Below are 21171 nucleotides of genomic sequence, written 5' to 3'. Positions count from 1 at the left end.
GGTACGTAGGTTTCCATGACTCCTGTGCGACCCGGGCCACGGGTGCCCACGGCCACCTACCGCCTCCAGCTTCAGCCCGCCTTCCCGTTCGCCGCCGCCGCCGCGGCCGTGCCGTACCTGGCGTCGCTCGGCGTCTCGCATCTGCACCTGTCCCCCGTCCTGGAGGCCGTGCCCGGCTCCACGCACGGCTACGACGTGGTGGACCACGCGCGCGTGCGCGACGAACTGGGCGGCGAGGACGGCCTGCGGGCACTGGCGGGAACCGCGCGGGAGCACGGTCTGGGCCTGGTGGTGGACATCGTGCCCAACCACATGGCGATGGCGCCCCGGCACAACCACGCCCTGTGGGAGGTGCTGCGCGAGGGGCCCGCCTCGCCGTACGCGCGCTGGTTCGACATCGACTGGGAGGCGCAGGGCGGGCGGGTGCTGCTGCCGGTGCTCGGCGGCCCGGTCGGCGCGGAACGCGAGCACCTCGTGGTCGACGGCGACGTGCTGCGCTACCACGAGCACGCCTTCCCGCTCCGCTCGGGCACCGGGCACCTGCCGCTGCCCGAGCTGCTGGACGCCCAGTGGTATCGCCCGGTGTGGTGGCGGCTCGCCCGCACCGAGGTCAACTACCGCCGCTTCTTCAGCATCTCGGAGCTGATCGGGGTGCGCGTGGAGGATCCGGAGGTGTTCGACGCCACCCACGCCAAGATCCTCCAGCTGCTGGCGGAGGGCGTGGTCGACGGGCTGCGCGTCGACCATCCCGACGGGCTGGCCGACCCCGACGGCTATCTCGCGCGGCTGCACGAGGCGAGTGGCGGACGCTGGACGGTGGTGGAGAAGATTCTCGCCGACGGCGAGCGCCTGCCGCCGTCCTGGCCCGTCGCCGGCACCACGGGATACGACGCCCTGCGCCAGGTCGACGGTCTGTTCACGGACCGCGCCGGGGCCGGTGAACTCCTCGCCGGGTACCGTCGGTTCGCGGCCCCGCAGACCGACCGGGGCGGCGACTGGGAGGCCACGGTGCGCCGGGCCGCCTACCACGTACTCACACACGAGCTGGCCGCCGAGACGGACCGGCTCACCCGGACGGCCGCCCGGCTGTGCGCGTCGTCGCCGGATCTCGCACTGCGCGACCGGGCACCCTGGGCGCTGCGCACGGCCCTGGTGGAGCTGCTGGTCCGGATGCGGGTGTACCGGCCGTACGCCTCGGGTGACGCGGCCGCCGTCGTCACCGAGGAGGCCGCCGCCGAGGCCCGGCACGCCTTCGTCGTGCCCGAGGAGGCCGGCGCGGTGGACGTCGTGCGGCGGCTGCTGGTGGACGCGGACGGGGAGGTGGCCGGGGCGGCGGCCGGGGAACTGCGCGCGCGGTTCGCGCAGACCGCGTCGGCGCTGCGCGCCAAGTCGGTGGAGGACACGGCGTTCTACCGCTACGTCCCGCTGCTGTCGGCGACCGAGGTGGGCGGCGATCCCGGCCGGCCGGGGGTGTCCCCGGAGGACTTCCACGCGTACTGCGCGGGCGTGCAGCGGGACTGGCCGGCCACCGGCACGGTCGTCTCCACGCACGACACCAAGCGCAGTGCCGACGTCCGCGCGGCGCTGGCCGTGCTCACCGAGTGTCCCGCGCGGTGGGCACAGTTGCTGGCCGAGGTGACGCTGCCGGAGGAGGGAGTGCCGGACGGGCAGCTGGCCTGGGCGGCCTGGCAGACGGTGTTCGGGCTGGGTCCCGCGGACGAGGGGCGCGCCGAGGAGCGGGTCCAGGGGGCGCTGTTGAAGCATGTGCGCGAGGCGGGCCTGTACACCAGCTGGACGGAGCAGGAGCCGCCGTACGAGGAGGCGGTGGCCGCGTTCGTCGCGGCCGGGCCGTGCGGGCCGCCCGGCGAGCGCGTGGCCGCGTTCCGCAAGGCGCTGGAGCCGCATGTGCGGGCGAACGTCCTCGGCACCGCGCTGGTCCATCTGACGATGCCCGGGGTGCCGGACGTGTACCAGGGCACGGAGGGCGAGTACCGGGCGCTGGTCGACCCGGACAACCGGCGCCCGGTGCCGTTCCCGCCCGAGGCACCCGGTGAGAAGGACGCGGTGACGGCGGCGGCGCTCCGGCTGCGCGCCCGGCGCCCCGGCGCCTTCGGTACGACCGCGACGTACACCCCGCTGGCCGCCGAAGGGCCGGCGGCCCCGCACTGCGTGGCCTTCGCCCGCTCCGCAGCGGTGGTCACGGCGGTGACCCGGTTGTCCCTGCGGCTCGCGGAGGCGGGCGGCTGGCGCGGGACCCGGCTGGCGCTGCCGCCCGGCCGGTGGGCGGATGTGCTCACCCCGGGGCGGGAGTTCGCGGGGCACGCGCGCGTGGCGGATCTCTTCGAGCGGCTGCCGGTGGTGCTGCTGGAGCGGACGGACGAGGGGTGAGGGGCGTCGCGGCAGGCTGCCGGGTGGGCCGGCCGGGCCCGTGGCCGGCCAGGTGGTGCGCAGGAAGCCGGTGAAGGCCTCGGCGGCGCCGGTGGGAGGCACGCGCGCGTAGACAGCCGGAGGGCGCTTCCAGGGCGGGCCGGGGTGAGGATCGCGCAGTCCTCGCCGACGGCGCCGCGCACGACGCCGGCCGAGGCCACGCACACACCGGCGCCGGCGGCGGCCATGCGCACGGCCGTCGAGGTGTGCTCGGTCCATACGGCGCTCTGCGCACGGAACCCGGCCTGCGCGCACGCCCGGTCGAGGAAGCGCTCGCCGTGCACCACGGGTTCCAGGGCGCAGCGGACCCGGGCGCCGTTGGCGAGTTCCGGCAGCCGCACCGTCGTACGGCCCGCGAGCCGGTCGTCGAGCGGTGTCACCAGGACGAGTTCCTCCTCGTCGACCGGTACGACGGTGCCGGGCGGGCCGGTGGACAGGTGCTGGGCGTGCATCCGGCCGGGCCGCACGTGCCGGAGATGATCGCCGAGAGCCGGCTGATCGTCGGCCGGGACGCCGAGCCGGCGGACGCGGCCCGGCAGGTACACGCGCCTCCGACGCTGCCGGAGGCGGTGGGCGAGGTGTTCCTGACGCTCGCGGGACACGGCCTTCACCAGCAGTGAGCCCACGCCCCACAGTGCCCGGACCGCGTCCCGGGAACTGCGCCCGGGCGCCCCCTGGAGCCTCCCCCACCGTGTACTTGACAGTTCACCCATCCCGTGCGGGACTGGGAGGGCGAAGCCGGGCGGACGAGTCGGGGGTGAGTTTCCTGCCGGAGCTGCGCTATCCCAGCGTTCCCGAACTGGTCGCCTCCGCACAGGCGTTGGCCGCTCAGGAGCCCGGGCTGTGCGCGCTCAGGCAGGTGGGCGTCTCGCGCGCGGGAAGACCCCTGCACCTGCTGTCGGTGGGGCATGCCCGGCGGACGGTGCTGGTGGTGGCCGGCGCGCACGCCAACGAGCCGACGGGGGGCTCCACCCTGCGGGTACTGGCCGAACGCGTCCTGGCCGAGCGGGAGTTGCGGACGGATACGTCCTGGCACTTCCTGCTCTGCGCCGATCCGGACGGCGCGAGTCTGCATGTGACCCCGGCGCCGCGCAGCCTGCTCGACTACCATCTCGGCTTCTACCGGCCGACGGGCGCGGAGCAGCCGGAGTGGTCGCCGTCGGTGCTGCCGCCGGACCGGCTGCCGCCCGAGACCCGCACGCTGACCGGGCTGATCGACGAGCTGCGCCCGTACCTCCAGGTGACGCTGCACGGCACCGATCTGGGCGGCAGCTGGGTGCAGCTGACCAGGGCCTTGCCGGGGCTCGCGGAGCCGTTCGCGAAGTCCGCGGCGCAGCTGCACATCCCGGTGGAGACGGGCGCCTCGGACGCCGCCGGCTGGCCGGCCGCCGGCCCGGGGGTGCATGTCATGCCCGGCCCGGAGACGGGCGTCGCCTACCCGAGCATGCCGGACGACGCGCGGCACAGCACGTGGTACCACGCGCACCGGTACGGCGGTCTGACGGCCGTCGTGGAGGTGCCGATGTGGGCCAGCGACCTGGTGGACGACCGGGCGCCGCACCCGGCGCCGGCGGCGGCGATGCGGCGGCTGGCGCGGCGGCTGACGGGGGACGCGGGCGAGGTGGAACGGATACTCGCCGAGGCACTGCCCCGCCTCGACGGCACGGACGGTCCGCTGCTGCGGGCCGCGCGCTGGGTGCTGGAGCTGATCCCGGGCCTGGCCGAGGACTGGATCCATACCCCGCCGGCCGGCACCACGATGGCGTACGTCGGCAGTGTGGACGCCTTCGGGCGGCGGCTGCCGCTGCGCGCGGCGGCGATGCTGCTGCGCGTGCTGCGGGAGACGGACGACCGGGCGGCGCCGCGGCTGGAGCGGCTCGTCGCCGACTGGTGCGACGCGTTCGCGGTGCGTTTCCGGGCCCGCTGGGTGCCGTTGGAGCACCAGGTGGAGCATCAGTCCAGGACGGTGCTGGTGGCGGCGCAGCAGGCCCGGGAGCGGGCGCTGTGAGCAGAACTCAGGCGGTCGCCGGGAGCAGATCTCACCCGTCGAGCGCGAACACCGCTCCGGTGCGCGCGTTCATGACGCAGGCGTTGGGGTAGGTCTGCCGGAAGTCGACCGGCCGGCCGTTCCACTGCCCGCGCGCGTAGGCCGTCACCGGGGCGTAGATCATCGGGCAGAAGACGTTGTCGGCCGGGATGCGGGCGATGTCGCCGTCGGCGGCGGCGAGTTCCGTGCAGGCTTCGGCGGCCCGCGGGTGGCCCTGCGGCGGGTCGCACAGCAGCAGCGCGCCGCGCGTGGTGCGCGTCGGAGCGTCGCCCCGGGTGACGATCAGGGAGAGCCAGTTGCGGGGGAGGTCGTCGCGGGGCGCCGCGTGGGCCGGGCTCGCGGCGAGGAGCCCGGCGGCCGACAGCAGGGCGCCGGCCGCCGCTGTCACTCTGGTGAGGTACGTCATGCCCCCAGCATCGGCACGCCGGCCGGGGTTCCCCGGCCGGGCTCGGCCCGGCTCACCCGAACGGGAGGGCACACGCGCGGGAAAGAGCACCAGTTCGAACCCGGCCGGCCGCCGCAGCCGTACGGTCTCAGCTCACCGAGAGCCGGAACCCCATCCTGCCGAAGGCGACCAGATCACCCTCACGGACCACGACCGCACCGGTGACCCGGCGGCCGTTGACGGTGGTGCCGTTGGTGGAGCCGAGGTCCCTCAGGACCCACATGTCCCCCTGGCGGTGCAGCTCGGCGTGCACGCGCGAGACGGTCTCGTGGTTCAGGCGCAGCCCGTTGGCGGGGTCGCGGCCTATGCGCAGCGGGTGGGTCTGCCCGGGGTGCGGCAGCAGCAGCTTGGGCAGCCGCTCGGCCTGCCAGGCGCGGCGCAGCCGTACGGTGAACCCGGAGACGGCCTCGACGGTGCCGAACACCGCGCGGGAGAGACGGTTCTCACGAGGCAGGTCGGCGACGAGGGCGGCCAGCTCGTCGGCGTGACGGGCGGAGAGCGCCAGCTCCATGCGGCGTACGAACGTGTCGTGCGACAGCCGGCCCTTGGCGACGCCGTCGCGCAGCACCTGAAGCGCCTTGTCGCGCTCCGCGTCGGACAGCCGCGCGGGGTACGTGGAGAACTCGAAAGACGACGTCACGGAGGTGATTGTCGGTCAGCGAACCCCGGGTGTCCAGAAAACCGGGATTCGCCTGTCGCGCGCGCGTGGATTCCGCGACACCGGCGGGGGAAGGCCGCATTCGAGCGCGTATGGGGCGTCCGGACGGCACGATGGGGGGCCGCGGGACGTCATCACGGTGAGCAGACGAAGGGGAACCGTCCGTGCAGTTCGAGGTGTGGGCACCGCAGGCAGACCGAGTGACGCTCCAGTGCGAGGGCGCCACGCGCGCGTTGGCGCGCGATCCCGACCGCGCGGGCTGGTGGACCGGGGAGGCGGAGGCGGGCGACGGCGCCCGGTACGGGTTCGCGCTGGACGACGGTCCCGTCCTGCCCGACCCGCGCTCGCGCCGCCAGCCGGACGGCCCGGACGGGCTGAGCGCGGTCGTGGACCACGGGCGGTACACGTGGCAGGCACACTGGCGGGGGCGCGGGCTGCCGGGGGCGGTGCTCTACGAGCTGCACGTGGGCACGTACACCCCGGAGGGCACCCTGGACGCGGCCGCCGGACGGCTGGAGCACCTGGCAGAACTGGGCGTCACCCACGTCGAGTTGATGCCGCTGTGTCCGTTCCCGGGGCGGCACGGGTGGGGGTACGAGGGCGTGTCGCTGTGGGCGGTGCACGAGCCGTACGGCGGCCCCGAGGCGCTGAAGCGGTTCGTGGACCGGGCGCACGAACTCGGTCTCGGGGTGGTACTGGACGTCGTGCACAACCACTTGGGCCCCTCGGGCAACTATCTCCCCCGGTTCGGGCCGTACTTCACCGACGCGCACCACACGCCGTGGGGTTCGGCGGTGAACCTGGACGCGCCCGGCTCGGACGAGGTGCGCGCGTTCCTGATCGGCAGCGCGCTGGCGTGGCTGCGGGACTACCGGATCGACGGGCTGCGCCTGGACGCGGTGCACGCGCTGCGCGACACGCGTGCGTACCCGTTCCTGGAGGAGCTGTCGGCGGCCGTGGACGCGCTCGCCGCGGAGCTGGACCGGCCGCTCACGCTGATCGCCGAGTCCGACCTGAACGACCCGCGGTACATCACCCCGCGCGCGGAGCACGGGCTCGGACTGCACGCGCAGTGGAACGACGACTTCCACCACGCCCTGCACACCGCGCTGACCGGCGAGGCGCAGGGCTACTACGCGGACTTCGCGCGCGACCCGTTCGCCGCGCTCGCCAAGACGCTGACCGGCGGCTTCTTCCACGACGGCACGTACTCCAGCTTCCGGGGCCGGCACCACGGCCGCCCGCTGGACCGCTCGCGTGTGGCCGGGCACCGCCTGCTCGGCTACGGCCAGACCCACGACCAGGTCGGCAACCGCGCCCAGGGCGACCGGCTCTCCGCCCAGCTCTCCCCCGGCCTGCTGGCCTGCGCGGCGGCGCTCACGCTGACCTCGCCGTTCACGCCGATGCTGTTCATGGGCGAGGAGTGGGCGGCGGGTACGCCCTGGCAGTTCTTCACCGACCACACCGATCCGGAGCTGGCCGAGGCGGTACGGCGGGGCAGGCGGCGGGAGTTCGCGGCGCACGGCTGGGCCGAGGAGGACGTACCGGACCCGCAGGACCCGGCGACGCGGGACCGCTCCGTCCTGGACTGGTCGGAACCGCAGCGCGAGCCCCACGCGCGCGTGCTGGCCTGGTACCGCCGCCTGATCGCGCTCCGGCACGAGCAGCCGGACCTCACCGACCCCGACCTGGCCGACACGAAGGTGGCGTACGACGAGGGGTCCCGCTGGCTCGCCTTCCGGCGCGGCGACGTACGGGTGGCGGTGAACCTGGGCAAGGAACCGGCGTTCATCCCCCTGGGCACCCGGCCCGCCCTGCTCCTGGCCGCCTGGGACCCGATCGACGCTCCGGGCCCGAACGGCCTGCTGGAGCTGCCGGGCGAGTCCTGCGTGGTGCTGTCCCAGCCCTGAGCCCAGGGAGCCGCGCCCGCCGTACGGCGGTCTACGCGTCCGGATCGCCTTCTTTCAGGTCCGTCACCCGTTCCAGGAGGATCGGTTCCCAGGCGCGGCGCAGTTGGGTGCGCAGGAGGGGCAGGGGGCTGTCGTCGCGGCCTTCGAGGCGGTCGGTGAGGCGGATGACCGTGTCGCAGCGGGCCAGCCACAGGCCGCGCAGGCAGGGGCGGGCGCCGTAGCCGGCGAGGGTGGCCGCGCGGACCGCCGCACCGGAGCCTACGGCGCGGACGAGCCCGGCGATGTCCTCGGCGGGGTCGGCGACGGCCGCGTCGGTCCAGTCGAGGACGCCGCGCACCCTGCCGTCGGCGCTGACCACCAGGTGCTCGCCCTTGAGGTCGTGGTGGACGAGCACGGCGCTGCCGGCCTGGGCGGCGAGCTGGGCCGCGCCGGGCGGGGTGAGCTGGTGCATACGCGTAGGGTCGAACTCGTCGGCGGCGGCGAGGCGTTCGGCCGCGTGCACGGCCATGCGGCGCAGCGCCTCCAGGGAGCGCGGGGCGAGCCGCGGCACCCCGAGCGTCTCGGCCTGCCGTACGGGCACCGCGCGCAGCCCGGTGAGCAGCCCGGCCAGGTCGGCCTCGCCGACGGCCGAGACGTCGTGTTCCTCCGCGGTGCCGCCGGGAATCAAGGTGTCCAGCGTGTAGGTGAGGCCCGGCGCCCACTCGCCGTGCGCGACGCCGGCCGGGACGGCGACGGGGAGGTGGGGCCGCACCAGGTCGCGCAGGCGCAGCTCGCGGCGCTGGCGCACGGCGGCCTCGCGGTCGGGGGCGAGCCGCAGCACATGGCGGGTGCCGACCCACCACGTGGAATGCTCGCCGCCCTCCGTGACGGGCCGGACGTCCGGTCCCGCGCCGCCTGCGGTACCGGCCGCGCTCTCCTGGAGGAGCGAGCGGACCAGTCGGCGGACGGTGTCCGCGGTGGGTGTCGGTGCCTGGGTCATGGATCGCGCCGTTGCCGTTCGGGGATGGGGTCGCGAGGGATCTCCCTGGGCCGGTCAGCCCACGACGACCAGCTCGCGGGTGGTGTTGTTGAAACGACGGCCGCCCTCCTCGGTCACCGTGACGATGTCCTCGATGCGCACACCGAACCGGCCGGGCAGGTAGATGCCGGGCTCGACGGAGAAGCACATGCCGGGCACCAGGGGCTGTTCCTCGCCCTCGATCATGTACGGCGGCTCGTGCGTGGTGACGCCGATGCCGTGCCCGGTGCGGTGGATGAAGTACTCGCCGTACCCGGCGTCGCTGATCACCGCGCGGGCGGCCCGGTCGACCTCCTGGCAGGCCACGCCCGGCCGTACGGCCCGGTAGCCGGCCTCCTGTGCCTCGCGCACGATGTCGTGCACCCGGCGCTCCTCCTCGCTCGGCTCGCCCACGTGGACCGTGCGGGTGGTGTCGGAGCCGTAGCCGTCCTTCAGGCCGCCGAAGTCCAGGACGACCATGTCGCCGTCCTGGATGACGCGGTCGCCGACCTCGTGGTGCGGGTTGGCGCCGTTGGGGCCGGAGCCGACGATGGTGAAGTCGACCTGCGAGTGGCCGAAGCGGCGCAGCAGTTCCGCGAGGTCGTGGCCGACGTCGGACTCGCGGCGGCCGGCGAAGGGAACCTTCCGGATCTCCTCGAACGTTGCGTCGGCAGCGGCTCCGGCCGCCGCGAGGAGTTCGAGTTCGGCCGCGTCCTTGACGGCGCGCAGCATGGGGAGGGCGTCGGTGAGCGAGGCGTACGAGGAGTCGGGCAGGGTCCGCTGGAGACCGAGCAGATGCATCGCCCAGGTGTTGTCGCTGATGCCGAACCGGCCGTGGCCGTCGAGGAGGGCGGCGGTGACGGCGTAGGGGTCCTTGCCGTCCGTCCAGTCGCGCAGGGTGAGCGCGGTCGCCCCGGCCGCGTGCCCGGCGTCCGGCGCCTCCAGGGTGGGTACGACGAGCACGGGGTCCTGGCCGGGGGTGAGGACCAGCATGGTGAGCCGTTCGGTGACGGCGGTGGGCGTGTAGCCGGTGAGCCAGACCATGTCCGGTCCCGGCGCCACGAGCAGCCCCGCGAGACCGGCGTCGGCGGCGGAGCGCGCGGCGCGCTCCATCCGGGCCCGGTAGTCCTCGGCGGTGAAGGGCGGGGTCGTGCTACCGGTCATCCGGTCCTCCGGGCGCGGGTGAGGGTACGGGGCGATGGCGTCTCGTGCAGCATCCTGCCCGGCAGGCCGGGGTCACGCGAGCCGGTCGCCGGTGCGGTCGCCGGCACGATCGCCCGTGCGCCCCGCGGGGCGCGGTCGCGGGAGAAAGGGCTCGGCATGGGGCCATCATGGCGCGCGGGGCGGACAGCGACCAGTGGGTTTCCCCGGGCGGCCGGAGGGGGTGGGCCGGGGTGACCGAGAGGGTTCCGGGGCGTCTGAGGGAGGCGTCCCGGGGCGGCACAAGGGGGTGTCACGGGGTGGCCGGTGCGGGCTTCCCTGCGTGACCGACGTGAGCTTCCCGGGGTGACCGTTGCGGGATGCCGTGGTGGCCGACGCGTACGGGCCGACCGCGGACCGCGTTCAGGTCACCACGCCCGGTACGGCCGTCAACTGCTGGTACCCCCCGCCGCGGTGACGGACGGTGAGGAGCACCTCCTCGCCGGGGCGGGCGTGGGCGACGGCTCGGGCGAGATCGGCGGCACTGTCCACGCGCACGGGGCCGAACTGGAGCAGGACGTCGCCGCGGACCAGGCCGGCCGCGTAGCCGGGTCCGGGCACGTGCACGCCCACGACCAGCGCGCCCGCCTTCTCGGCGTCCACGGCCTCCACGCCCAGAGTGGCACCGGCCGGGCCCGCGGCGGAGCTCGGGGTGGCGGCCGGGGCGGGCGTGGCCGAGGGGGCGGACGGCGTGGTCAGGTGCCGCAGTTCGGCGAGCTTGCTCATGCCGATCACCGTGGCGCCGACCGTCCCGATGCCGACGCCGGACAGCACCAGCAGGGTGCCGGCGCACAGGCCGAACAGCAGGGTCCGCAGCCGCCGCCCGCGCCGGCGCGCGGCGTGCGGGCGGTGGGCAGTGCCGGTGCCGGTGCCTGTGCCTGTGCCTGTGCCTGTGCCGTCCCGAGGGTCCTGGCCCGGCATCGGCTTGGGCCGCAACGCAGTCTGTTCCATGATTCGCTCGCCTCCGGCTGGTGCTCTACCCGGGGCGCCGGGCGGCGACGAGACACGAACGAGTGAGACTGCCCAGGGGGCATCGCGGGGTAGCCATTGCGCCCCGGCCACCGCGGCCCGGCGCACTCCCGCCCCGCCATCGCCGCAGGCTCACCCCGTGATCCCGTCGAGGCTCCCCCACACCCGCCGCCACACCCCCTCCGAGGCGGTGCCCCACCGCACCCCCGAGAGGCTCATCGCTCCCCCGGAGACCCGCTCGAAACCCCCTCGCCCCCGCCCACCAGCCTCCGTACGAGCTCCGCCGCCGCCGGCCCCGGGGCCCCGCCGTGGAGGAGTTCCGTGCGGTGTACGAGGCGGGGTGCGGTGAGGGGGACGGCGGTCGTGCCGGGGACGGCGGTGGCGGCGGAGCGGGGCAGCAGGACGAGGCCGTGGCCGGCGGCCGCGAGGGCGGTCACGGTGTGCAGGTCGGTGCCCTCGTAGCGCAGAGCGGAGCGCAGGGCGCCGCCGCCGTTCGCGGCGCGCAGGGCGGCGAGCGGGAGCGCCGCGTCGGGCGCGTCGAGCCAGCGGGCGTCGGCGAGGTCGCCGAGGCGCAGGCCGGCCCGGCCGGCGAGGGGGTGCCCGGCGGGCAGCAGGACGCTGACGGGTTCCTCGGCGACGCCGTGCGTGGTCAGCGGCGCCACGTCGGGCAGCCGCAGCGGATCGCTCGGCGCGGCCGGCCCGTCGACGAGGCCGAGGTCGGCGGTGCCCGTGGCGACGGCGGCCGGGATCTCCGCGCGGGCGAGGACACGCACCGTGACCCCGGCCGGCGGAAGCGCGGCGAGGACGGCCGGACCGAGCCCGGTCGGGGTGGTGGCGAGGGTCAGGCCGTGCTGCGGTGCGGCGGCCATCCGGGCGACGTCGGCCCGGGCCGCGTCCAGCCGCAGCAGCAGCGGGCCCGCGTGTTCCAGGAGCCGTTCGCCGGCCGTGGTGGGCGTGACGGGCCGCCGGGTCAGCAGGGGCGCGCCCAGGTCCTGTTCGAGCGCGGCGATGTGCTGGGAGACGGCGGACTGGGTGTAGCCCAGCTCGCGGGCGGCCTCCGAGAAGGAGGCGAGGCGCGCCACGGTGACGAACGTGCGCAGCAGATGCGGGTCCATGGGCCCAGCATCCCACTCCATCAGCATCGCTTATCGAGCGACCAGGAATCATCGTTGGACGTGAACGACCGTGCGCGCGAAAAATGACGTTCATGGACAACACAGCCACCATCGCCCTCGTCGGCGACCGCTCCCCCAACGTCGTCTCGCACACCCGCGTCCCCCTCCTGCTGGAGGCGCTCGCCGAGCGCGACCGGCTGGTGCTGGACGCGTACTGGATCCCCTCCGAGGACGCGGAGGCCGAGGGCGCGGTCCGGGGGTTCGACGCCGTGTGGGTGCTGCCGGGCAGCCCGTACCGTAGCGAGGCGGGCGTGCTCGCTGCCGTGCGCACCGCACGTGAGGAGGGCATCCCGTTCCTGGGCACGTGCGGCGGCTTCCAGCACGCGCTGCTGGAGTACGCGCGGAACGTGTGCGGGCTGACCGGCGTGGCGCACGCCGAGAACGACCCGGACGCCGTGGATCCGCTCATCGAGCCGCTGGCCTGCTCGCTGGTGGGGCACGAGGCGGCGGTGACGATCGAGCCGGGCACGCTGGCGGAGTCGGTGATCGGCGCCGGGCGCACGGTCGAGCGGTATTTCTGCAGCTACGGCCCCTCCCGCCACCTCGACGCACTGACCGCCCACGGCCTGAGGTTCTCCGGGTACGACGAGGACGGTCACGTGCGGGTCGCCGAACTGCCCGGCCACCCCTTCTTCCTGCTGTCCCTGTTCCAGCCGGAGCTGGCCGGCGACGGCTCGCGCCCGCACCCGATGATCCGCGCGCTGGCCCGGGCCGCGGTCGAGCACGCGGCGGCCGAACGGAGCCGGCCGGCCTGACGGGCACCGTCCGCCGGCCGCGCCCGATCCCCCGACGGCTCACCGAAGGTCCCAGGATGCCCGGTCAGCCGAACGCCAGGACCGGTGCGGCGGAGGGCAGTGACGGTGCGGCGGGCGCGCGGTCGGGCAGGAAGCCGTGCGAACGGCGGCCCAGCCACTCGGCCTTGTACCGGTCGACCTCGCGGTGCCAGTTCAGGATCCCGGACATCCAGTTCTGCAGATCGAGCACGTAGGCGCCCACGGCGGCGCGGGCCTCGGCGGACAGCTTCATGTCGTCGTAGAGGACAGGCAGTTCATGGGCGACGATGTGCTGGAACTGCTCCATCCGCTGGGTCGTCAGGTCATGTACGACGCGGAGCGCGGCCGGGTAGTCCACGCCGAAGAAGTTCTGCACGACCAGGACGGCGTTGTGGATCTCGCCCTCGTACTCGATCTCCTTCTGGTACGAGAAGATGTCGTTGAGGAGGCAGGCGTAGTCGAACGCGGCGTTCTCCAGGGCCCGGACCGGGCCGCTGCGGTAGACCTCCGGCGGGATCGCGGGGCCCTGTCCCATGCGGCACAGGCTCAGGGTGAGGTCGGAGCCGAAGGTGTCGCGCCGCATCTCCAGGTAGTCGACCGGGTCCGGGATGCGGTTCTGGAACCGGTTGGACAGCTCCCACACCCAGCTCTCGGTCATGGAGTCCACGGCGTCCTTGAGGGTGCGCTTCTGGTCGGCGGGCATCTGGGCCGTCGTCCGCGCCCACAGGTCGGTCAGGCCTCGCTCGATGGCGTCGGCGGGGACGAGGGCCGGTTCGTCGTCGACAGGCATGCACTGCGACAGCCGGGCCGTGCTCAGCCGCGCCCCGGCCAGGTCCCGGCGCCGGCCGTACACCAGCGGGTAGTAGTCGTCGGCGTACGTCCCCCAGGCGAGCCACTGGGCGCTGAGGTCGAGGGCCTCGGGGGTGGCGTCGGGGTCCAGGCCCGCCGAGCAGAGCGCGAAGTCGAAGGCGGTGAGCTTGTCCTCGTCCCAGACGCCCTCCTCCAGGATGCCCATGCGGTGCGCCCAGGTGACGAGGTTGCCTCGGGCGCTGTCCAGATGGGGGCTCAGGCTCAGCTCGTACGGCATGTGGAAGTCGGGCAGCAGGGACGGGCCGACCTTCTGGTACGGCACATGGGTGTAGCGGCGCAGGCGCTGCCGGGCGGCCGAGGCCAGCAGGGCGCCGACGTCGGCGGCGGCCATGCCGGGGCCGCTCGGGAGCTGCCAGGGCGCATGCGACACGGCGCCCTTGTTCATGTAGCGGCTGGAGCGCAGGTGCCATTCGTGGCCGCCGGACTGCCAGTCCTGAAGTCCCTTGGTGTAGGCGGCGATCGCCGCGATCTCGGCCGGGTTCAGGCCCTTCTCCAGGGCCACGGCGGGGACCTCGGTGAGCGCGGTGTGCTCGAACTGGTGCAGGCGTGAGGTGAGGATGTCGTTGACGGTGTCGGCGGCCTCCTGGGTGGTGCAGTCGAAGAACTTCTCCAGGACCAGTACGCCGTTGCTGTTCTCGCCCTCGTCCTCGACCTCGCGCTGGTAGGAGAACAGGTCGTTGCGCAGGTGCACGGCGTCGGAGAAGGTCTCCATCAGTACGCGCAGGGGACGCGTCCCGGCGACGGCGGCCGGCACCTCGGCGGTCGCGTACTCGACGAGTCCCGCCGACCAGGGCGCGCCGCCCACCTTGCGGCGCATCTCGATGTACTCGACGGGGTTGGCGATCCGCCCCTCGTTGATGTTCGACAGCTCCCACATCGACTCGTTGAGCAGGTGCTCGGTGGCGAGGGCGAACCGGCGGCGCCAGTCCACGGACATCGCCGGCACCGTGCGCGCCCAGAGGTCCTTCAGGCCCGCCTCGACCGGATTCTCCGGCTCCGGCACCGGAGTCGACAGGTCGAGCGGCATGAACAGCGGCAGGCGGTCCAGGTGGGCCTTGCCCGCGGCACGGTCCGGGGTGCGCTTGTACATGTCCAGGAAGTGGTCGTCGAAGAAGAAGACCCACACGTACCAGTCGGTGATCAGGGAGAGGGCCGGGCCGTCGCAGTCGGGGTGGGTGTAGGCGCACAGGAGTCCGTAGTCGTGCGCCTCCAGATCGGCCTGTTCCCAGATGCCGGAACCTTCCAGCATGCCCATCTCGCGGGCCCACTCGGTGGAATGGGCGCGCGCCTCGTCGAGGTGCGGATTGAGCCGCGCGGGATACGGCATGTAGAAGTGCGGGAGTTCGAACGGCTGCGTCATGGCCGGGGCCCTACCCGTGGCCCCTGGCACCCATCCACCGCACAGCGCATGATCACACCATCGCGTGAACCGCCTCCGAAACCCTGACCTCGGGGCGCCCGGTGTGGGCCGGTTCAGGGCTGGTGCCGCAGCACCTCCTCGGCGGTCCAGGCCAGCGCGTCCGGCAGCGCGCCTGCGTCGACCGGCAGCCACAGCGACACGGCCGACAGCCCCGCCTCCGCCAGGCGCCCCAGCTCCTCCCGCACGCTCTCGGCACTCGCGCGCGTGCCGCCCAGAGGGCGGCGCGGGAGGTCGACGGCGGCGGCGAAGCCCGGGGGCAGCAGGTACGCGCCGGCGGTCATCGGGACGGCGGCCGGATCCCGCTCCGTCGTCTCGGCCAGCTCCGTCAACCGTGCCCGCACCAACGCCAGTTGTGCGGCATCGACGCCCGCGCCGTGCCACGCGTCCCCGTACCGCAGGGCGCGGCGCAGGGCCGCGTCGCTGTGGCCGCCGATCCAGACGGGCGGCCCGCCCGCGGTGCGCGGCGGCACCCCGAGCCGCGGCGCGTCGGCCTCACCGCGCCACAACCGCCGTACGACGGCGAGCTGTTCGTCGCTGCGGCGGCCCCGCCCGGCGAAGGACGCGCCGACGGCCGCGAACTCCGCGGTGTACCAGCCGGTGCCGACGCCGAGGACGAAGCGGCCGCGGGAGAGCCGGTCGAGGGTCGCGGTCTGGTGGGCGAGGACGACCGGGTCGTACAGGGGCAGCACCAGGACGCTGGTGACCAGCCGGATGCGCCGGGTCGCGCCGGCCACCGCGGACAGCAGGACCAGCGGATCCGGGGTCACCCCGACGTCCCCGGCCAGCAGGTGGCCGCTCGCGATGACATGGTCGAAGCCCAGGTCTTCGGCCGTGCGGGCGGTCTCGACGGCGTCGTCGGTCTCGTGCGCCGAGCCGGGCCACAGCCGGTGGGGTGCCACTCCGATGCGCATGCGGTCGCCTCTCCTCGGGTCCGGAACCGTCACTGCCGTACGGCAACAGCGGCGCGCCCACCCGTATGCCCGCGTGCGCACCCTTGTCGTGCCCTCGCGCGCGGGAGACGGTAGGCGCATGACCTCCTTCGTGCTGCCCCATGAGGTGCACGGCGACGGCGCCCACCAGGTGTTCGCCGTGCACGGCTGGTTCGCCGACCGGTCCGCCTACGCCGCCGTCCTGCCGGACCTCGACCGGTCCGCCTTCACCTACACGCTGGTGGACCTGCGCGGCTACGGCGAGGCCCGGGACGCGGCCGGCCCGTACACGACGGCCGAGGCGGCCTCGGATCTGCTGGCGCTGGCCGAACGGCTGGGCTGGGAGCGGTTCTCGGTGCTGGGGCACTCCATGGGCGGCGCGGTGGCACAGCGGCTGGCGGCCCTCGCTCCGGACCGGCTGCGCCGGATCGTCGGTGTCTCCCCGGTGCCCGCCTCGGGGCTGCCGCTGGCCGGTGAGCAGGCCGCGCTGTTCACGGACGCGGCGGAGCAGCCGGCAAACCGGCGGGCGATCATCGACGTCACCACCGGGGGCCGGCGTCCGGCCGCCTGGCTGGACCGGATGGTCGCCCGCTCGCTGGAGCGCAGTGACGCGAAGGCGTTCCGGGCCTGGCTGGACTCCTGGGCGGGCGAGGACTTCCACGCCGACGTCGAGGGCTGCGCGGTGCCCGCCCTCGCGGTGGCCGGCGAACTGGACCCGGCGCTGTCGCCCGCGGTCATGCGGCAGACCTGGATGTCCTGGTTCCCGCGCGCCGAACTCGTCACGCTGCCCGGTGCGGGGCACTACGCCATGGACGAGACGCCGCTCGAACTGATCCGCGCGGTCGAGGACTTCCTGCGGGCCGACACCGAAGTCCCCGGAGTGGCACGGGAGTCGGCGTGAGCGAGCCCGTCCCTCCGGTGCCCGATGTGTTCGATCCCCGGCGGTACGGTGTCGCGGTCCCCCACGACGACTACCGTCTGCTGCGCGACCGGCACCCGGTCGCCTGGCAGGAGGAGCCGGAGCTGCTGGACTGGCCGGCCGGGCCCGGCTTCTGGGCGGTGACCCGGCACGCGGACGTGGTGCGGGTGCTGAAGGACGGGGCGACGTACTCCTCGTACATCGGCGCCACGCAGATCCGGGACCCCGATCCGGCGGATCTGCCGTTCATCCGACGGATGATGCTCAATCAGGATCCGCCGCAGCACGGCCGGTTGCGGCGGCTGGTGAGCCGGGCGTTCACGCCCGGCCGGATCGAGCGGTTCGCGGCGGTCGCCCGGGAGCGGGCGGGCACGCTGCTCGCCGGGGCGCTGCAGAAGGCGTGGGAGGGGGAGGGCACGGTCGATCTGGTGGCCTCGGTCACCGACGAGTACGCCCTGCTGAACCTGGCGGACCTGCTGGGCGTCCCGGAGAGCGACCGGGGCCTGCTGCTGCACTGGACCCAGCGGGTCATCGGCTACCAGGACCCGGACGAGGCCGGTTCCCCGGTGCTGGACGAGACCGGTAGGCCGGTCAACCCGCGCTCCCCGGCGATGCTGACGGACATGTTCGGCTACGCCCAGCAGCTCGCCGCGTACAAACGGCGCTACCCGGCGGACGACGTGATGACCACACTTGCCCACGATGCCGAACTCGCCTCGGCCGAGCTGGAGATGTTCTTCTTCCTGCTCACGGTCGCGGGCAACGACACGGTGCGCAGTGCGGCCCCGGGAGGACTGCTGGCGCTGGCGGAACACCCGGATGCGTACCAGGCATTGCGCTCAGGAAAGATCCAACTCGCCACAGCCATCGAGGAGTTGCTCCGCTGGCATCCGCCGGTGCTGTCCTTCCGCCGGACCGCCGCGCACGACACCGAGCTGGCGGGGCGGCGGATCCGGGCGGGTGAGAAGGTCGTCGTCTTCCACGCCTCGGCCAACCGGGACGAGCGCGTCTTCGCCGAGCCCGGCCGGCTCGACCTCGCCCGCTCCCCCAATCCGCACGTGTCCTTCGGAGACGGCCCGCACGTGTGCCTGGGCGCCCACTTCGCGCGGCTGCAACTACGACTGCTCCACGAGGAGGTGCTGCGCGCCCTGCCGGAGCTCCGGCTCGCCGCACCGCCCGCCCGGCTCGTGTCGAACTTCATCAACGGCATCAAGTCGCTTCAGCTGAACGTCATGTGACCGGCCGGGCGACCTGGATCAGCGCATGGGTGCCGCTGGTGCGCCAGCGCCGGCCCTCCGCGGCGACGAGCGCGGCCTCCGTCGTCGCGGACAGGCCGGTGACGACGTCGGACTTCAGGGTGCGCAGGGCGGCGACCGGGCCCGGGAAGTATCCGGTCGCCTCCGCGAAGGGCGTGGTCGGGGGCCACAGCCGGTCGCCCACCAGCCGGCGGTAGTTGAGGTCGCCCTTGAAAACGGTCAGGGTGGCCTCGGCGAACTCGGCGCGCAGATCGTCCGGCATGTCCGCGTACGGCAGCGGGGCGCACGAGAACGGGTGGGCGCGCACGGTGAGACGGCCGTCGGCCAGGGCCGACCAGAGCACGCGCCCGTACTCGGCGGCCGCGCCGGAGGCGGCGCGCAGCCGCCGCAGCGCGTCGACGACGTCGGCGGTGGTGGCGTCCGAGACGTAGTACGGGTACGGCTTGACGTGCAGCACCGCCCGCGCGGCCCGGCCCTCGGCGAGGAGGTGGGCGAGCAGCAGCAGATCCGGGACGAGTTCGCGGCCCGCGTTGTCCGCGACCAGGACGAGGGTGCCGGCTCCGGTGGGCGGCAGCAGCGACCACAGGGTGTCGCTCTCGTCGGCGACCAGAGCGCGGGCCGGGTCCCGGTCCTCGGCGCCTTCGGCCGAGAGCCGGAAGCCGAGGTCGGCGCGGTTGCCCCAGAGCGAGCCGTGCAGCAGGGCGCGCGCCCGCTCCTCCTCCGGCAGGCCGGGCAGGTCGTCCAGCGCGGCGAGTTCGGCGTCGGTCTCCGGGGCGTCGAGTTCGGCGTGCTTGAACGGGCGGAAGGGGTCGATGCCCCGCCAGGCGCCGGGGCCGAAGAAGCCGACGGCGTCGAGCAGCCGGCGGTAGAACCAGCTCTCGGACCACAGCCAGGGCACGTCGTACCAGGACCGTCCGGCGTGGGCGCTCAGGCCCCAGGCGTCCCACAGATCCCGGTCCGGGGCATGGGCGGGCAGCGGCTCGACCGTGCCCTCGGTGCAGCTCTCCAGCAGCTCGTCCAGCGCCTGGTGCTGTCCGGGGCCGTAGGGGAAGGCGTCCCGGACCTGCCGGATGATCGCGGGATGCCGTTCGGCCAGCACGCTGTGCGGGAACGAGCCGGGTTCGTTGCCGAGGATCACGGGTGCGAACGGGGTGTCGGGCATGTCCGTCACGGTAGCGCGCGGGTCAGGCGGTTCTGATCTCCCGCTCCAGCTGCGTGGCGAGGGTGACGTAGCGGGGGCGGCGGTGCACCGGGACCAGGCCCCGGATCATGAGGTGCCACATCTCGGCGACCCGGCGCGGCAGCCGGCCCACCGGTTCGAGCCGGCGGGCGGCGATCCGGGTGCCGACGAAGAAGGAGACGAGCGAGTGCGCGAGCGTGCCGACGTCGAGTTCGCTGTGCACATCGGCCTCCCTGACGGCCCCGGTGAACTTGCGCGTGGCGAACTCCAGCCACTCGGTGAACGGGTGCCTGAGCGGCGGCCGTACGACGACGTCGGCGGTGGCGAGGCGCAGCGCGGCGCGCGGCACCGGGTCCTCCACGGCGAGCCGGGCGATGCCGAACGTGGTGCGCATCAGGACCTCCAGCGAGGAGCAGCCCCGGCTCTCGACCTCGGCGACGAGCTGCCGCGCGGCGGCCGCATTGAGTTCGAGGATGACCTGGGCCAGGTCCTCCTTGGCGGCGAAGTGGAAGTACAGGGCACCCTTGGTCACCTTCGCGTGTGCGACGATGTCGCTGAGGCTGGTGGACTCGTAGCCCTGCCGGTCGAACAGATCGGCGGCCGCCGTGATGATCGTTGCCCGGGTCTGCTCGGCGCGTAACTGCCTCGCCATCGTGGGGACCTCTTCTCGCGACTTCAATGAACGGGGCATGCGGTTTGTTTCTCACACCCTGCACACGATAACTCACCGAGCGGTATCGGGAGTCGGGCGTGCAGGCCGGCGAGGCGACACGTGTCATCCGCGACTCCCGCACCGAACGACGCTTCAGCAGTCCGTGATCAGGCGAGATCAGAATGGTTTCCCCCTTCCTCGCCCGCCGATTCCGAGCCGTCGTGTGACGACGCGCGCCGCACCCATGATCGCCACGATACGAGGCCGACGGCCGGCCTCTCAACGGGGGCTCGCAAGAGGCGCGAAACAGCCGAACCGGTCGGTGCTTTGCGCCCCCTGATCCCGGATGATCCGTCCGTACGGCATACCAAAGGCCCGAGCCGGCTGAAGCCGGCTCGGGCCTTTGGTGAATGTGCTTGAGTCTGCCGCTAGTTGACGTAGACCGGGGCTCCGCCGTCCGTCACGGGCGCGTACTTCGCCGTGAAGTAGCCGTTCGCGAAGCACAGCGAGGAACCGGAAGACTTGGTGAACTGCTGGTTGGTGAAGGAGATGCTGCTGTCGGCGTTGTCGGTCTTGCCCGTCAGGCCAGCGGCCTGGTACACGCAGGTGATGCTGCCGAGCAGGGTCTTCAGCTTGACCGTGGTCTGGATGACCGAGCCACTGGCCGGGGCGACGGTGAGGGTGCCGTCGGAGCCGACCGACGCCGTGTAGGGCAGGTTGTCGACCGTGATGCTGCTGACGCCGGTGACACCGAGGACGTTGCTGGTGCAGGAGCTCGCGTCGAAAGTGTGGCCGGTGACGGACTCCGTGGCCGTGCCGGGGGCGGACGGGTTGGCCGTGACGTTGGCGGTGAACTGGGAGGACGTGCACGAGACGCCGCTGGTGCCGGTCGCGCTGGAGTACAGCGTGGCGGACGTGCCGGAGGCGAGGGGTGCGATGAGGGTGTCGCCGACGGCGACGGCGGTGCCGCCCGCGCCGCCGGTGGTGAGGACGACACTGTCGGCGGAGGCCGGGGTGGCCACCGCGAGGGCGAGCGTGAAGGCGGTGGCGGTACCGGCGAGGGCGAGGACGGATCGCGTACGCATGCGGGTGTCTCTTTCCTGTGTGGGGGTCGGTCGAGGTGAGGGGCGACGGCGCCCTGGGGGGTGGTGGGCTGATCGGGTGGTGCGCTGATCGGGTGGTGCGTCACGCGGAAGTGCGTGCGGTGCGGGTGGTGCCAGGTGGTGCACAGGGGTGGTGCGTGTGGTGGTGCGTGTGTCGGTGCGTCACGCGGGTGGCGCGGGCGCGCCGGTGGCGGCGGCGCGGAGGGTGCGTGACGTGGTGACGCGGCACACGCGGGACCCG

General features: G+C 73.9%; 17 protein-coding genes and 2 pseudogenes. 7 read left to right on the top strand and 12 right to left on the bottom strand.

What is annotated here, in order from left to right:
• The first annotated feature begins 15 nt into the window (after positions 1-15).
• Entirely contained in the window at positions 16-2388 is a 2373-nt protein-coding gene (gene treY / locus LE548_RS06225) for a malto-oligosyltrehalose synthase (RefSeq protein WP_225095627.1), read from the top strand.
• A gap of 221 nt (positions 2389-2609) precedes the next feature.
• Here treY and LE548_RS46415 read toward each other — a convergent pair.
• Positions 2610-2879 (bottom strand): annotated as a pseudogene (locus tag LE548_RS46415) (LysR substrate-binding domain-containing protein); the annotation flags it as partial.
• On the opposite strand from LE548_RS46415, the pseudogene LE548_RS06215 reads away from it, so the two are divergent.
• A pseudogene (locus LE548_RS06215) lies at positions 2844-3047 on the top strand (dihydrolipoyl dehydrogenase); the annotation flags it as partial. The pseudogenes LE548_RS46415 and LE548_RS06215 sit on opposite strands and share 36 nt — an antisense overlap.
• 137 nt (positions 3048-3184) lie before the next feature.
• Positions 3185-4435, top strand: a complete 1251-nt coding sequence (locus LE548_RS06210; protein WP_225095626.1) for a M14 family zinc carboxypeptidase — start codon at positions 3185-3187, stop codon at positions 4433-4435.
• A gap of 31 nt (positions 4436-4466) precedes the next feature.
• Here the strand turns inward: LE548_RS06210 and LE548_RS06205 are convergent, their stop codons facing one another.
• Together LE548_RS06205 and LE548_RS06200 are read right to left on the bottom strand one after the other, a co-directional pair.
• Positions 4467-4880 (bottom strand): SSI family serine proteinase inhibitor, encoded by a 414-nt coding sequence (locus LE548_RS06205; protein WP_225095625.1) that lies wholly within the window; start codon positions 4878-4880, stop codon positions 4467-4469.
• 127 nt (positions 4881-5007) lie between these two features.
• Positions 5008-5559 carry a DUF1707 and FHA domain-containing protein gene (locus tag LE548_RS06200; protein WP_225095624.1) on the bottom strand — a complete coding sequence of 184 codons (552 nt, stop codon included), beginning with the start codon at positions 5557-5559 and terminating at the stop codon, positions 5008-5010.
• Between the two features lie 182 nt (positions 5560-5741).
• Between LE548_RS06200 and treZ the strand changes: the two genes are divergently transcribed.
• Positions 5742-7487, top strand: a complete 1746-nt coding sequence (gene treZ / locus LE548_RS06195) for a malto-oligosyltrehalose trehalohydrolase (RefSeq protein ID WP_225095623.1) — start codon at positions 5742-5744, stop codon at positions 7485-7487.
• Positions 7488-7518: 31 nt separating this feature from the next.
• On the opposite strand, the gene LE548_RS06190 is transcribed toward treZ, so the two are convergent.
• From LE548_RS06190 to LE548_RS06175, 4 genes are all read right to left on the bottom strand, one after another.
• Positions 7519-8466: an aminoglycoside phosphotransferase family protein gene (locus tag LE548_RS06190; protein WP_225095622.1), complete on the bottom strand. Its 948-nt coding sequence runs from the start codon at positions 8464-8466 to the stop codon at positions 7519-7521.
• Positions 8467-8520: 54 nt separating this feature from the next.
• Positions 8521-9648, bottom strand: a complete 1128-nt coding sequence (locus LE548_RS06185; protein ID WP_225095621.1) for an aminopeptidase P family protein — start codon at positions 9646-9648, stop codon at positions 8521-8523.
• 399 nt (positions 9649-10047) lie between these two features.
• A complete protein-coding gene (locus LE548_RS06180) occupies positions 10048-10635 on the bottom strand; it encodes a PDZ domain-containing protein (protein WP_225095620.1) in 588 nt (195 codons plus the stop codon).
• 233 nt (positions 10636-10868) lie between these two features.
• The gene (locus LE548_RS06175) at positions 10869-11768 is read right to left on the bottom strand and encodes a LysR family transcriptional regulator (protein WP_225095619.1); all 900 of its coding nucleotides are present in this window, start codon (positions 11766-11768) and stop codon (positions 10869-10871) included.
• A gap of 92 nt (positions 11769-11860) precedes the next feature.
• Between LE548_RS06175 and LE548_RS06170 the strand changes: the two genes are divergently transcribed.
• Entirely contained in the window at positions 11861-12583 is a 723-nt protein-coding gene (locus LE548_RS06170; RefSeq protein WP_225095618.1) for a hypothetical protein, read from the top strand.
• 64 nt (positions 12584-12647) lie between these two features.
• Here the strand turns inward: LE548_RS06170 and cyc2 are convergent, their stop codons facing one another.
• Together cyc2 and LE548_RS06160 are read right to left on the bottom strand one after the other, a co-directional pair.
• Positions 12648-14831 (bottom strand): germacradienol/geosmin synthase Cyc2, encoded by a 2184-nt coding sequence (cyc2, locus tag LE548_RS06165; protein ID WP_225095617.1) that lies wholly within the window; start codon positions 14829-14831, stop codon positions 12648-12650.
• A 113-nt stretch (positions 14832-14944) separates the two neighbouring features.
• Complete coding sequence (locus LE548_RS06160; RefSeq protein ID WP_225095616.1) at positions 14945-15802, bottom strand: TIGR03619 family F420-dependent LLM class oxidoreductase; 858 nt, start codon at positions 15800-15802, stop codon at positions 14945-14947.
• 118 nt (positions 15803-15920) lie between these two features.
• On the opposite strand from LE548_RS06160, the gene LE548_RS06155 reads away from it, so the two are divergent.
• Together LE548_RS06155 and LE548_RS06150 are read left to right on the top strand one after the other, a co-directional pair.
• Positions 15921-16721 (top strand): alpha/beta fold hydrolase, encoded by an 801-nt coding sequence (locus tag LE548_RS06155; RefSeq protein ID WP_225095615.1) that lies wholly within the window; start codon positions 15921-15923, stop codon positions 16719-16721.
• Positions 16718-17977: a cytochrome P450 gene (locus tag LE548_RS06150; protein ID WP_225095614.1), complete on the top strand. Its 1260-nt coding sequence runs from the start codon at positions 16718-16720 to the stop codon at positions 17975-17977. Before LE548_RS06155 ends, LE548_RS06150 begins: the two co-directional genes overlap by 4 nt.
• On the opposite strand, the gene LE548_RS06145 is transcribed toward LE548_RS06150, so the two are convergent.
• From LE548_RS06145 to LE548_RS06135, 3 genes are all read right to left on the bottom strand, one after another.
• On the bottom strand, positions 17970-19157 hold the full coding sequence (locus LE548_RS06145) for a damage-control phosphatase ARMT1 family protein (RefSeq protein ID WP_225095613.1): 1188 nt from the start codon (positions 19155-19157) through the stop codon (positions 17970-17972). The two genes, LE548_RS06150 and LE548_RS06145, sit on opposite strands and share 8 nt — an antisense overlap.
• A 22-nt stretch (positions 19158-19179) precedes the next feature.
• Positions 19180-19827, bottom strand: coding sequence for a ScbR family autoregulator-binding transcription factor (locus LE548_RS06140; protein ID WP_225095612.1), 648 nt, complete (start codon positions 19825-19827; stop codon positions 19180-19182).
• 428 nt (positions 19828-20255) lie between these two features.
• Positions 20256-20912 (bottom strand): Tat pathway signal sequence domain protein, encoded by a 657-nt coding sequence (locus LE548_RS06135; RefSeq protein ID WP_225095611.1) that lies wholly within the window; start codon positions 20910-20912, stop codon positions 20256-20258.
• Positions 20913-21171 lie beyond the last annotated feature (259 nt).

The organism is Streptomyces sp. CoH27 (assembly GCF_020181035.1).
In the GTDB taxonomy this organism is placed as follows: domain Bacteria; phylum Actinomycetota; class Actinomycetes; order Streptomycetales; family Streptomycetaceae; genus Streptomyces; species Streptomyces camelliae.
Note: the sequence above shows the minus strand (reverse complement) of the source record. Positions and strands in the feature narration are given on the sequence as shown.